Below are 12606 nucleotides of genomic sequence, written 5' to 3'. Positions count from 1 at the left end.
TCGCTCGATGGGTGCCAGGCTGACAACCCGAGTGAGCGGCCTTCGGTTACGGCGGACACCTCGCGTTTTCCCGGTTGGCACCGCGCGACAGGGTATGAAGGGGGGCGCAGAACACCACTTCCACCGGAAGGACCTGTGTCGATGACCCTGGAACGACCCATCGCCCCGGACCCGTACGAGCTGCTGCCGACCGTCGCCTCGTTCACGCTGACCAGCGACGACGTGCACAACGGTGAGCCGATGGACGCGGCGCACGCCCATGACAGCACCGGTGGGGGCAACGTGTCGCCGCACCTGGCCTGGTCGGGTTTCCCGGCGGAGACCAAGGGCTTCGTGGTGACCTGTTTCGACCCGGACGCGCCGACCGGCAGCGGGTTCTGGCACTGGGTGCTGGTCAACCTCCCGGCGGATGTGACCGAGTTGCCGCGTGGCGTCGCCGAGGGCGACCTGCGAGGGGCGTTCAGCGTCCGGAACGACTACGGCGTGCAGGGGTTCGGCGGTGCGGCGCCACCGGCCGGTGACCGGCCGCACCGGTACGTCTTCGCGGTGCACGCCCTCGACGTGGAGAGCCTCGACCTGACGCCGGACGCCTCACCGGCCTACGTCGGCTTCAACCTGGCCTTCCACACCCTCGCCCGGGCCACCATCCGCCCCACCTACCAGATCACCGCCTGACCCCACCCCGCCGGTGAGCCGCGTTGATCAAGAGGTTTTGGCCACCGATCCCGACCGGGCGTGGCACAAACTTCTTGATCAACGCGGTGAACCTGCCCGGGGGTGGGGGGCAGGGTTAGGCGGGGGTGCGGGCTACGGCGAAGACGGACTGGCCGAAGGGTGGGCGGGCGACCTGCTCGGCGGCCTTGGTGGCGGGGAGGACGAGGGTGTCGTAGACCTTCACCATCGGGCCCTCCTTCGGCATCAGCCGGAAGACCTTGGTGGCCATGAAGTAGCCGATCAGGCCGAGCGCGTTCGCGTAGTGGATCTTCTCCACCCGCAGGCCGGCCTCGGTCATCGCGGCGGAGAGCGTCTTCTTGGTGTAGCGGCGTACGTGGCCGGTGGCGATGTCGGCCGGGCTCATCGCGAACTGGAACGCTGGGACGATGATGACCACCGCTCCGCCCGGGCGGACCAACTGGCCCATGGTGCGCAGCGCCTCGACGTGGTCCTCGATGTGCTCCAGCACGTTGTACGACACCGCCGCGCTGTAGTCGCCCCGCTCCGTGTTGGGCAGCAGCATCTGGCGTACCTCGATGGACGGCTGGTCGGCCAGGCGCTCCTTGAGCGCGACCAACCGGTCCGGGTCGGCCTCGGTGGCGGTGAAGCGGGGGAAGTGCTCCGCCCACTCCAGTGCGTAGTCGCCGAGCCCGCTGCCGATCTCGATCGGGTTGTCGCCGAGGTATGGCACGGCCAGCTCGACGAACCAGCGTCGGTGGTTGACCGCGGTGGCGAGGCCCTCCAGAACCTCGGACTGCACGCGCTGATCCCCAGTGATTTCTGCCATGCGTCGATTCCTCACGATATGACTCGACCCCGCGCCAGGACCGACTGAGTGAACCATCCGCCTGGAGGGCGGGAATATCGGGGCCCGCGGTGGCCGAATTACGGTCGGGTAGCTGCACGATCGGTGGTGGTCAGCGAACTCGGAAGATGTTACGCCAGTGGCCTGAAGGCCGCACGATGGCCCGATACGCCGACTACGCTCCGAATTACCATGACTACTCCTGAATCGGGCCGCTCCGCCGACGAGTCCGAGGCGCCAGGGGTGCCGGACGGGCCACCGGACGATGGTCATTGGCCCAGCTCAGGGCGGTGGAAGGACGTCGTCGCCGTGATGAGCTTCACGGCGCTCGGCTTCTGGGTCACCGCCCGGATGTGGCTCAACCCGGCCGACGGGATCCGCGACAATCAGACCGATATGGCCCAATTTCAGTGGATGATGGCCCACGGTGCTCGGGTGGTGACGGAATTCGCGTACCCGTTCTCCTCGGATCGGATGAACGTACCGGAATCCGTCAATTTGATGGCAAATACGTCGGTCTTATCCGTTTCATTGCCGATGACACCGGTGACACTGCTGTTCGGCACCCGTGCGTCGTTCCTGCTCTTCCTCACGCTCGGGATGATCGCCACGGCCACCGCCTGGTACTTCGTACTCTCCCGGGTCCTGGTCGGCTCGCGCGGCCCGGCCTGGCTGGGCGCCGCCTTCTGCGCGTACGCCCCGGCGATGGTCTCGCACGCCAACGCGCACCCGAACATCGTGTCCCAGTTCGTGGTGCCGCTGATCGTCTGGCGTACCGTGCGGCTCGCCGAGCCCGGCCGCTGGCTGCGCAACGGCGTCCTGCTCGCCCTGGTGATCGTCTGGCAGGCGTTCCTGAACCTGGAGATCCTGCTGATGACCGCGATCGGTCTCGGCGTGGTCGTCGTGGTGCTGGCCGTCGCGCGGCCCGACCTGCGTCGACGGACCCGCCCCTTCCTCGCCGGACTCGGCGTCGCCGCCGCGATCGCGCTCGCGCTGTTGGCGTACCCGCTCTACGTCCAGTTCTTCGGGCCCGGCGCGTACAACGGCCTGTCCTGGCTGATCCGGGGCTACTCCACCGACCTGGCCTCGTTCTTCACCTACGCCCGGGAGTCGGTGGGTGGAGAGGCGCTCAGCGCGGCCCGGCTGGTCAAGAACCCCACCGAGGAGAACGCCTTCTTCGGTTGGCCGCTGGTGATCCTGGTGGCGGCCGTGGTGTGGTGGCTGCGCCGCAACCCGGTGGTGATCGCGCTGGCCGGGCTGGGACTGATCTTCGCGGTGCTCTCGCTCGGGCGGGAGATCCGCTTCGACGGCCGGGGCACCGGGATACCCGGCCCCTGGGCCGCACTTGAGGACCTGCCGGTGCTGCACTCGGTGGTGCCGACCCGCTGGTCGCTGGCGATCACGCCGATCGTCGGGCTGTTGCTCGCCTACGGTGCCGAACGGGTCCGGCAGGTCGCCGCCCGGCACCCGGACCGGCGTGCCCAGATCCGGTTCGGCACGGCGACCGTGCTGGCGATGGCCCTGGTGCCGGTGTTGCCCACCCCGCTGCCGACCAAGCGTCTCGAACCGACCCCGGAGTTCGTCACCTCCGGAGCCTGGCGTCCCTATCTGGCCGGCGGGCGCAGCCTGGTGACCCTGCCGCTGCCCGACACCGAGTACGCCGAGCCGCTGCGCTGGTCGGCGCAGACCCGGTTGCAGATGCCGATCGCCCGTGGCTACTTCCTCGGCCCCGACACCCGACCCGGCCGGGACCGGGTCGCGCTGTTCACCGCGCCGCCGCGCCCCACCAGCACCTTCTTCGGCGCGATCCGGCGGACCGGTGAGGTGCCGCAGATCACCGCCCGGGACCGGCAGGAGGCGGTCGAGGACCTGCGGTACTGGCGGGCCGGCGCGGTGGTCCTCGGCCCGCACGAGCAGGCCGAGGCGCTGCGTACCGGGATGACCGCACTGACCGGCGTGGAGCCCACGTACGCCGGCGGGGTGTGGCTCTGGGACGTCCGGCCGCTGGTCGGGGAGTGACGCTCAGGAGCTGCGGATGCAGCAGCCCTGGCAGACCTTCGGCGAGGGCAGGGTGAAGGCCAGGCAGCAGGTGCGGCGCTGCACGGTCGGCTCGCCGTTGCGGCCCGGCACCAGCTCCACCAGGTCGGCCAGGTCGAGCGCGCCGAGCAGGGTGTCCACCGCCTCGACCGCCGAGCCGGGCAGGCTGTCGGCGGCCCGCAGCACCCCGTGCGCGATGCCGGAGGCCACCGAGCCGAGCAGCGTACGCGTGCCGATCCGGACCTCGCCCTGGATGGCGGCGATCACCGGCGACAGGTGCGCGTCCAGCAGCGTGCCGCGCAGTGCGGTCAGCAGGGCCTGCTCGTCGGCGAGCACCCGGACCTGGGGCAGCCCGGACAGGGCCAGCGGGTCGTTGGGCAGGACGGCGATCGGGGTGGACCGGCGCAGACCCAGCGTGATCAGGGTGCGCGGGTCGGCGAAGTGCACGAGGGCGGCGTCGGCGTCGAGCAGCGGCACCCGTCGGGCGACGGCCCAGCCGAGCACCACCGGCAGCGCCGCCCAGTAGCTGTACGCCTTCCAGGCGACCGCGGCGGAGGCGTGCGGCGTGCCGCCCCAGAGGCGGACGGCCGAGTCGAGCAGCTCCGGCACCTGGGCGCCACTGGTCAGCGTCGTCGCCGGGGCCCAACCCGCCTCGTCCGGCACGACCAGCCCGGCGGCCAGGCCGGGCAGCGCGTCGGTGCCGAACATGGCCCGCAGGGTCGCGGTGACCGGGGCCAGCGGTGCGGCCGAGGCGGCGTGAACGGGCAGCACGGCTGTCACCTGTTCCACCCCCCGTCCGAGACCCCGATTGCCAAACTAAGGCTAGCCTAACCACACTTCGGCTGCGCGGGGAACCCGGAAAGAGGGGGAAAGCGAGAGGCTCGGATCACTCGGCGGTCGGCGGTCACGCTGAGTGTCGTGCCGGAGACTCGGGGCAGTATCGGTAGAAAACGCTCACGGGTCAAGGGTCCTGTCGAGAAGGTGCCAGTTGTGTGCGTGATCGGCGACGCAACGTGAAACTTGATGCACCCGGCCACGAGGAAGCTGATGACGACCTCACCGCTCGATCGGGCTGCCGACTCGTTCGCCGCCGAACTCGCACGGCACCGGACGGAGCGGGGGCTGTCCAAGAAACAACTCGCCACCCTGATGGGCTTCGACCCGTCCTACGTCAGCCACGTGGAAGGGCGGCGGCACCGACCCACCGAGGACTTCGCCCGGCGCGCCGAGGCCGTCCTAGAGGCCAGCGGCGCGATCTGGCAGCGGTTCCGGGAGTACGACGACCTGCGTCACGCCCGCGCCGAGCGCCACCAGCGGGAACCCGTCCTTCCCGGCCAGTGGATGCCGCCAGGCACCGGACTCATCGTCGAACGCGAGACGGCCATCCTCACGCACACCGACGACTCCTACCACTGCGTCATCCGTCGGGAGCTGTACAACGCCGGCACCGAACCGGTCACCCGCTACCTCGTCCGGATCGCCGTCGACCGCTACCCGAACGACCCGGGCCGCTCCAACCGGCACCACCGGGAACACCCGCTCACCTTCGCCGAACTGCAACTGAGCGCGTTCCGCGAGGAGTCCGGCGAGCGGGAGGCGATGCACTGGCGGGCCAAGCACGACCGGGACGCCTTCAAGGAGATCTGGCTGCTCTTCGAGAACGCCGACCGCCGCTTCCCGCTCTACCCGGGTCGCCGCGCCACCATCGAGTACGCGTACACCGTCGGGCGGGACAAGTGGGGCCCCTGGTTCCAGCGGGCGGTCCGCGTACCGACCCGGCACCTCGCCGTACGCCTGGATCTGCCGGTGGCGCTGGACCCGCAGGTCTGGGGCGCAGAGACCTCGCTCTCGGCGGAGGAGGGGCCGCTGCGCACGGCGGTGACCCGGCGGGACGAGGACGACCGGGCGATCTTCGACTGGGCGACCGACGAGCCGCCGCTGAACGCCCGCTACCGGATGCAGTGGCGCTTCCGCGCCGAGCCGGAGACCGAACCGGAGGGCGGCCGGGTCCGGCCGTCCGACCGGATGCGCGGACTCGGCATCGTGCAGCGCGGCGTCGACCTGTTACGGCAGCCGGCCCGACCGTTCGACCTGCCCCGCGAGGAACAGTCCGCCCGCGAGATCGTCGACCGGCTGGTCACCGCGGTGGCCCGGCTGGACGAGGTCCACCCGTTCACCAAGGGAGTGGGCGTCGCCGCGCCGCAGCTCGACATCGGTCGGGCGGTGGCCGTGGTCCGCCCGCCCGACCGCACGGCCGAGCCCGTCGTGCTGCTCAACCCCCGGGTGGTCGAGGCCGCACCGGACACCGACGAGCAGTACGAGGGCTGCCTCTCCTTCTTCGACCACCGTGGGCTGGTGCCCCGGGCGCTGCGGATCGACGTGGAGCACGCGCAGTTCGACGGCGGACGGGTGATCACGTCGTTCGAGTTCGGCATGGCCCGCCTGGTGGCGCACGAGATCGACCATCTGGAGGGTCGGCTGTACGTGGACCGGATGGCGCCCGGAGTGCCGCTGGTGCCGGTCGAGGAGTACCGCGAGTCCGGGAACCCCTGGCGCTACTGACCTCGTGCCGCCACCGCGTCCGCTCCGGAGCGCGCCCGCACGGGTGGTGCCACCGCGCCCGCCCGGGTGGGAACGACGGCCGGACGGGCGCGGGTGGCGTGGGCGGTGCCGGTCCGCCCGATCAGGGGGGACCGGGGCGCGTGCCCCAGGGGGCAGGGGCACGCGCCCCGGCTCGGGGGGAGAAAAGCTCTACAGGTTGCCGAAGGTGTCGTACCGGGTCTGTTGCGGCGGGACGTCGTCGGCGGCGAGCACCCGCAACGTCGACCGGACCATCGAGGCGGACCCGGAGACATAACAGTCGTGCGCGGTCCACGGCCCGTACCTGGCCACCACGTCGGAGATGTCACCCTGCTCGCCGTCGAAGTCCGGGTCGTCGCTGCACGCCGGGGTGACCGACAGCCACGGATGGTCAGCCACCAGTTCCCGCAACCGGTCGAGACCGTACAGGTCCGCCTCGGTACGGGCACCGTAGAAGACGTGTACCCAGCGCGCCCGGTTGAAGCCGGCCAACTCCTCCACCAGCGCCTTGATCGGTGCCAGCCCGACCCCACCGGCGACACAGAGGATGTCCCGCTCCGACGCGCGGTCCAGCGTCATCGACCCCATCGGCGCGGCCACCCGCAGCAGGTCACCTGGCTTGATCCGGCGGACCAGGGCACCCGAGACCCAGCCGGCGGCCTCCGACGGCGTACGCACGTGGAACTCCAGCACGTTCTCGTCGTTCGGGGCGTTCGCCACCGAGTACGTCCGCCACACCCGGGGATGGTGCCGGGGCGCCTCCACGCTGACGTACTGGCCGGCCTTCCAGGACAGCGGATGTTGCAGCGCCCGGCAGGTGAAGACGGCGGTGTCCGAGCCGTACCGCCGGTGGGTCAACACCTCCGCGTGCCAGAACGGTGGGTTGTCGTCCGCCGCCGCCCCGGCCAGCATCTTCTCGGCGATCGCCGCGTACGCGTCCCGCCACGCCTGGTCGTACTCCAGGTTCCAACCGTCCCCGGCGGTGCTGCGCAACGCGTCCAACAACGCGACACCCATCGTGTCGTAATGCGCCGTGTCGACGTGGTACTTGCGGTGGTCCCGGCCCAGCGCCCGCAGGAACTCGTCGAACCCCTCCGGGTCGTCGACGGTGTGGATCGCCGTGATGATCGCTTCGAGGAGCCGGTCGCCCTGCCCGGACATCTGCACCGGGAACAACTTGCGCAGCTCCGGGTCGAGGAGGAAGACCCGCGCGTAGAAGTGGTCGGTCAACCGGGCCCGATCCTCCTCGACCAGGGCCCAGCTCTCCTTCAGCAGCCGCGCGAAGTTGTCCACCTGGGAGCGCTCCTTCTTCTGCCGGCGGGATCGGGAACACCGATAGAATGTCCACGGAGCGTGCATGAAGGTCGCACAGAATGTGCGATCCGACGTGAGGCGCGCTCAGTGGCACCCGGATGTCACCAGCGCAGACGGTCGGGCACAGTGGTGCGGTGACCGCAGAGCTCACCCGCCCGACGTCCCGTCGGACACTCGGCACCGAGACGATGCTCGTGCTCGGCCTCTCGCTCGGCCAGTCGGCCGTCTACGCCACCGTCTCGATCATCGCGAAACTGACCGCCGAGGGTGGACTCTCCCGGCAGACCGCCGCGCTGAACACCTCCGCGTCGGCCCGGCCGTACCTCGACCTCACGTACCAGCTGCTCGGCATCGTCTTCGCGCTGCTGCCGGTGCTGCTCGCCGTACACCTGCTCACCCGCGACCCCGGCGACCCGGTACGCACCCTCGGCCTGGACGCCCGACGGCCCTGGGCCGACCTCGCCCAGGGAGCCGGGCTGGCGGCCCTGATCGGACTCCCCGGCCTGGTGCTGTTCTGGGCGGCGGCCCAACTCGGCATCAACGCCACCGTGGTGCCGGCCGCGCTGCCCGACCTCTGGTGGACCGTGCCGGTGCTGATCCTCGCCGCCTTCCAGAACTCGATCCTGGAAGAGGTGATCGTGGTCGGCTACCTGATGACCCGGCTACGGCAGCTCCAGTGGCGAGTCGGCGCGATCATCGCCACCAGCGCCCTGCTCCGCGCCTCCTACCACCTCTACCAGGGCTTCGGCGCGTTCATCGGCAACGCGATTATGGGCGTCGTGTTCAGCCTCTTCTATCTGCGTACCCGCCGGGTGATGCCGTTGATCGTGGCGCACGCCCTGCTCGACATCTTCGCCTTCGTCGGCTACAGCCTGCTGCCCCGAGAATGGTTCGACTGGCTCTGACCGCGCAGGTCCCTGGTCCGGTGGCGGTCGCGCTCCCGGATGGTCGGGCTGGCCTCGGGTCGGGGACGCGGGCTGCCGTGGGGGCCGGCGGGCCGTGGTCAGCGACGTCGGGGTGGGCGGTAGGCGGCGACCGCACGCGAGGCCAGCCGCTGCGCCGCCGCCGAATCACCGACCGCCGCCGTCACCAGCGCCGCGCCCGGCAGCACCCGGGACGCCCACCGCAACGCCAGCCAGCCGCCCGCCTGCGCGGCCAACGGCGCCGCCAGCCGCCACGCCGCCTCGGCAGCCCTCGGCCCCGGCTGCTCGCCCGGCCCGTCCGCCGCCCGAGCCGCCGCCAGCGCCGACCGCGCACTCGCCTCGTCCGGATGCACCTGCGCCAACACCAGCAACTCCACCGCCCGCTCCGGATCCGCCGGATCGCGGCCGTACGCCGCCGCCAGGTGCAGCACCAGGTTCGCCTGCGTCCAGAGCACCGCCGCCAACTCCACCACCGGCGCGAACGCACCCGCCAACGATGCAGTCGCCCCGCCGACCCCCGCCTGCCGGACGAACCGCTGGCCGGCGAGCCGGGCCAGACCGTCGCCGTCCGCCTCCGGGTACCGCTGCCGCAGCCGCCGCGCCCACGCCGCCGCCCCCGGCCCGAGCGCCTCGACCGCCGTCAGGGCGAGCAGCTCCGGGGCATAGCCCGGGTGGTCCAGCACCCGCACCACGAGCATCCGCAGATCAGGCGTACGCCCAGCGAGCCCCGCCTCGCTCCCGTCGGCCGAGGTGGCGCCGGTCAGCGGCGTCGGCTCGGCCGGTGCAGGTGGGGTCGAGCTTGCCTCGGCCGGTGTGGGTGAGGTCGGGGTCGGCTTGCCTGGGGCCGGCTCAGGTCGGGTCGTCTCAGCGGATTCTGGTAGCGGTGGATCCGACTCGGTCGGATCGCCAAGGTCGGCGCCGGTCTGCGCTGCGGCGGTCAGCGTCGTGGTCGGCTCGGCCGAGATCGGTTCGACGGCCTGCTCCGCGTGGAGGGCGTCGTCGGTCCGGTCCGACGCGACCTCCTCCGTCTGCGGCGTGGCACTGTCCGGTCCGGCTCCGGCTGCCGCGACCCCGGTCGCCTTCGTCGCAGTCTTCCGTGCCGGTGCGGCCTTCACGGCTGCCTTCCTCGCCGCCTTCTTCACCGGGGCTGACCCGGCGGAGGGAGTCTCAGCCGTTGCTGCCTTCCTCGGCGTGGCCTTCCTGGCCACCTTCCGCGCCGAACCCGCCTGCGCCGCCGCAGTCGCATCGTTCCGCCCGTCGCCGGCCGACGGGGCCTCGGTCGCATTCGGCTGCCCGTCGTCCGGCGAGGGTGCCTCGGTCGCATCGTGCTGCTCGGTGCTCGGCGGCGTCGTGGGGGCTGCTGCCGCCGTCCTGCGACTGTCGGCGGGGCCGGTGGCGACCGGTTCCGGCCCGTTCGGCTCGGGGTTCGATCGAGGTGCCTTCTTCGCGGCGGCCCTGCGGCGCGTGGGCGCAGGGGTGTCAGGAGCTGCCCCGTCTGCTCCGGGGCTCCCGCTTCGGCCCGGCCGGCCTTCCGTATCCGATGCCGGTCCGGCCTCGGGTGGGGGTGCAGTCGCAGACGGTGGCGTGGGGGTGAACGGCGTCCTGGACGAAGCGGGACGAGTCTGGCGCGGCACCGGCTGCTCCGGGACGGGTGGCGGCTGGAAGATCACACCTGGCGCGGCCTTCGCCCGACGAGGTCGACGCCCGCCCTCGTCCTCCTGCGGCTCAGCCTCGCTCGGAGGAGCGGGCGCCGGAGGGGGCGTGAACGTCGCCTTCGGGGAGCGGCGACGCGCTTCCCGAGCAGGTTCCGGACGGTCATGATCGCGTGGCGACTCCTCCTGCATGTCGATGGAGCGTAGTCGCGATCACGGCGCCGCACAGCTCAAGAATCCCCTCGCCGGTCTGCGGGTTGGCGGGATCCGGTAGTCGCTTTGCCCCCGGACGGGCGGGGCCTGTATCCTCGGGCGCGGTGGTCTGCAGGCCACCAGGGAGACTTCGCCTAGTCTGGTCTATGGCGCCGCACTGCTAATGCGGTTGGGGTCTTAAAGCCCCTCCCGGGTTCGAATCCCGGAGTCTCCGCGCGAAAGCCGGGTGTGTAGACTGGCTGAGCACCAGCGCCCGTAGCTCAACGGATAGAGCATCTGACTACGGATCAGAAGGTTAGGGGTTCGAGTCCCTTCGGGCGCACAAGATCGACAAGGCTCTGACCTGCCATTACGGCGGTCAGGGCCTTGTCTGTTTCTGTCCATGAGGGACGGTTGGCTGCTCGGTGGCTGCTCGTACGACGAGCATCCCCTGCGTGTCGGACTGTCCGGGGGCGTCCGGTCGGGTCCGCGCGAACTTGACGATGCCGAACTTGCGCCCTTCCTCAATCAATTCACGTGTATGGATCGAATGCGTGGAGGGTCGGGTGGGGTGAGGGCGTGGTTCCGCATCTTGCCGTCGACGTGAACCGGCGCGGTTTTGTGCTGTGGCGCGAGTGCATCGGGTTGGTCGCCGTTCGGGCGGCGGAGCCGTGGACGTAACGAATTCGGTGGCGCTGGGGAGGTTAGCGACGGTACGAACAGGGCGAGCAGGGTAGGCGTCGTTCTGTCCCCGCCGCTGCGAGGACGGCGGGCTGACACAGCGGGACCTGCTCTTTCGGCCTGCGGTAGTGGGGTGGTGTGGTGACGCGACGGGCAGCGTCGGCCGGGCGGCCGACTGTTCTGGTCACGGGTGCGGCTGGGGGAGTTGCTCGTTTGCTGCTGTCGGGGCTGGGGGCTGCGTACACCCTTCGCCTGACCGACCGGAGGCCTTTTCCGGGGGCGGTCGTGGGGGACCTGTGCGACGCCGGCTTTGCCCGTCGCGTCTGCGCGGGAGTCGACGCGGTCGTCCATCTCGCGGCCGATGCGGATCCCGATCAGCCGTGGCAGCAGTTATGTGATCCGAATGCCACGGCGGTGGTGAACGTCCTGGACGCCGCCGTGGCGGCGGGCGTACCGCGCGTGGTGCTTGCCAGCTCGTTGCACGCCATGGGTGGTCACGTCGATGCCGGCCAGACCGAGATCGGCGAGGACATGCCGCCGTATCCCTGCTGTACCTACGGTGCGTTGAAGGTGCTCGCCGAGAACGTCGGCCGTCTGTACGCCGACGTGCATCGCCTGCGCGTCGTGTGCCTGCGCCTCGGTGGTGTGCTGGACCAGCCGCCGGCACGCAGCTGGCTACCGGGCTGGCTCAGCGGACCGGACCTGGTTCGCCTCGTCACCGCAGCCCTGACCGCCGAGGTGCGGTATGGCATCTACCACGGTGTCTCCGCAAACTCCTTCCGGACCTGGCGCAACGACCGCGCCCGTACGGAGCTGGGCTACGAGCCGCTCGACGACTCCGCCACCTACGCCGGCCAGGTACCGGACGACCTCACCGAAACATCCTCACACCAGGCTGGGATACGTCAAAGGATCCTCCACCTGACGTGAACAGCCTGAAGTCCCTCCAGGCATGATTCAGGGGCGCACTCTCATGCCGATGAGAGTAATATCGATCAAACAGAGCGAATGGGCGCTGCAATCCCCGCCGCCCCGGAATTCAGCAACCGCTAAGTTCATTCCGAACGACAATAATCTTATGAACTTCTTCAGCATCAGGTGGAAGTATTACACCCAATGGCTTTCCAGCGAACCCGGAAAGATATTCACCGAGGTCCCGCTCGGCGCGAATCAGTATAAGCTCAAACTTACTTGACTCCCCCGCCGGAGAGTCCCCTCCGATTACAATGCTTCCAAGATCCCAAGCAGGTGCCTCGCTGTCGAGGAGCGTGATTCTCCGGCTAAGGTAGTAGTTTCTGTCTTCCGACAAAGGGTGAACGACCAGCCAGAGAGTCGATGCTTTGTCACCTAGTGGCGCAATCCCTCTAACCGGCGTGCATTTTGCAACGGCCTCACCATCAACAGGTGTAACGATTCGGTCTGGAATCTCGGACTGCCTCGAGGTGGATCCAGGACCTGTCCAGTCTAGCCAGCCTCCCAGCAACCCTGCGCTGGCAGTAACTACCGAAGCCAGAACTGTGCCGATGGCCGCGATAACAGCTGCCTTTATCTGACCCTTGCCGCCCTCTGGGGCTCGCGCGACTGCGTTCTGCGCCTCTGTCGTCGCCAATTCCGGTCGCTCCGTTTAGAGTCGTGGCATCGAACATGCGGATTCCGTGGCCTTGGGGTACCAGGGTCGTGAAATTATAGTAACGCGAATTCCGTCTCA

General features: G+C 70.0%; 10 protein-coding genes and 2 tRNA genes. 7 read left to right on the top strand and 5 right to left on the bottom strand.

Annotated features, from left to right (window positions below):
- The first annotated feature begins 141 nt into the window (after nt 1–141).
- The gene (locus ACIBO1_RS09885; RefSeq protein WP_396743470.1) at nt 142–675 is read left to right on the top strand and encodes a YbhB/YbcL family Raf kinase inhibitor-like protein; all 534 of its coding nucleotides are present in this window, start codon (nt 142–144) and stop codon (nt 673–675) included.
- Between the two features lie 115 nt (nt 676–790).
- On the opposite strand, the gene ACIBO1_RS09880 is transcribed toward ACIBO1_RS09885, so the two are convergent.
- Entirely contained in the window at nt 791–1501 is a 711-nt protein-coding gene (locus ACIBO1_RS09880) for a class I SAM-dependent methyltransferase (RefSeq protein ID WP_396743467.1), read from the bottom strand.
- Nucleotides 1502–1711: 210 nt separating this feature from the next.
- Here ACIBO1_RS09880 and ACIBO1_RS09875 point away from each other — a divergent pair, with 210 nt between their 5' ends.
- Complete coding sequence (locus ACIBO1_RS09875; protein WP_396743464.1) at nt 1712–3538, top strand: hypothetical protein; 1827 nt, start codon at nt 1712–1714, stop codon at nt 3536–3538.
- Between the two features lie 3 nt (nt 3539–3541).
- Here ACIBO1_RS09875 and ACIBO1_RS09870 read toward each other — a convergent pair whose 3' ends face one another.
- Nucleotides 3542–4324 (bottom strand): hypothetical protein, encoded by a 783-nt coding sequence (locus ACIBO1_RS09870; RefSeq protein ID WP_396744145.1) that lies wholly within the window; start codon nt 4322–4324, stop codon nt 3542–3544.
- Between the two features lie 279 nt (nt 4325–4603).
- Here ACIBO1_RS09870 and ACIBO1_RS09865 point away from each other — a divergent pair, with 279 nt between their 5' ends.
- A complete protein-coding gene (locus ACIBO1_RS09865) occupies nt 4604–6118 on the top strand; it encodes a peptide deformylase (protein ID WP_396743461.1) in 1515 nt (504 codons plus the stop codon).
- Nucleotides 6119–6307: 189 nt separating this feature from the next.
- On the opposite strand, the gene ACIBO1_RS09860 is transcribed toward ACIBO1_RS09865, so the two are convergent.
- Nucleotides 6308–7429, bottom strand: a complete 1122-nt coding sequence (locus ACIBO1_RS09860) for a globin domain-containing protein (RefSeq protein ID WP_396743458.1) — start codon at nt 7427–7429, stop codon at nt 6308–6310.
- A gap of 155 nt (nt 7430–7584) precedes the next feature.
- On the opposite strand from ACIBO1_RS09860, the gene ACIBO1_RS09855 reads away from it, so the two are divergent.
- Nucleotides 7585–8355, top strand: a complete 771-nt coding sequence (locus ACIBO1_RS09855) for a CPBP family intramembrane glutamic endopeptidase (protein ID WP_350698087.1) — start codon at nt 7585–7587, stop codon at nt 8353–8355.
- 98 nt (nt 8356–8453) lie between these two features.
- Here ACIBO1_RS09855 and ACIBO1_RS09850 read toward each other — a convergent pair whose 3' ends face one another.
- Complete coding sequence (locus ACIBO1_RS09850) at nt 8454–9488, bottom strand: hypothetical protein (RefSeq protein WP_396743455.1); 1035 nt, start codon at nt 9486–9488, stop codon at nt 8454–8456.
- An 873-nt stretch (nt 9489–10361) separates the two neighbouring features.
- Between ACIBO1_RS09850 and ACIBO1_RS09845 the strand changes: the two genes are divergently transcribed.
- The 3 genes from ACIBO1_RS09845 to ACIBO1_RS09835 all read left to right on the top strand — a co-directional run bounded on the left by ACIBO1_RS09845 (nt 10362) and on the right by ACIBO1_RS09835 (nt 11828).
- A tRNA-Ser gene (locus tag ACIBO1_RS09845) sits at nt 10362–10452 on the top strand.
- Between the two features lie 35 nt (nt 10453–10487).
- Nucleotides 10488–10560: transfer RNA gene (locus ACIBO1_RS09840), tRNA-Arg, on the top strand.
- A gap of 476 nt (nt 10561–11036) precedes the next feature.
- Nucleotides 11037–11828, top strand: coding sequence for an NAD-dependent epimerase/dehydratase family protein (locus ACIBO1_RS09835; protein WP_396743452.1), 792 nt, complete (start codon nt 11037–11039; stop codon nt 11826–11828).
- Between the two features lie 109 nt (nt 11829–11937).
- Here ACIBO1_RS09835 and ACIBO1_RS09830 read toward each other — a convergent pair whose 3' ends face one another.
- On the bottom strand, nt 11938–12507 hold the full coding sequence (locus ACIBO1_RS09830) for a hypothetical protein (protein ID WP_396743449.1): 570 nt from the start codon (nt 12505–12507) through the stop codon (nt 11938–11940).
- Nucleotides 12508–12606: the final 99 nt, after the last annotated feature.

Origin of the sequence: Micromonospora sp. NPDC049903 (genome assembly GCF_044460945.1) — a bacterium.
In the GTDB taxonomy this organism is placed as follows: domain Bacteria; phylum Actinomycetota; class Actinomycetes; order Mycobacteriales; family Micromonosporaceae; genus Micromonospora.
The sequence above is the reverse complement of the archived record's forward strand: the minus strand, read 5'-3'. Positions and strand labels throughout refer to the sequence as shown.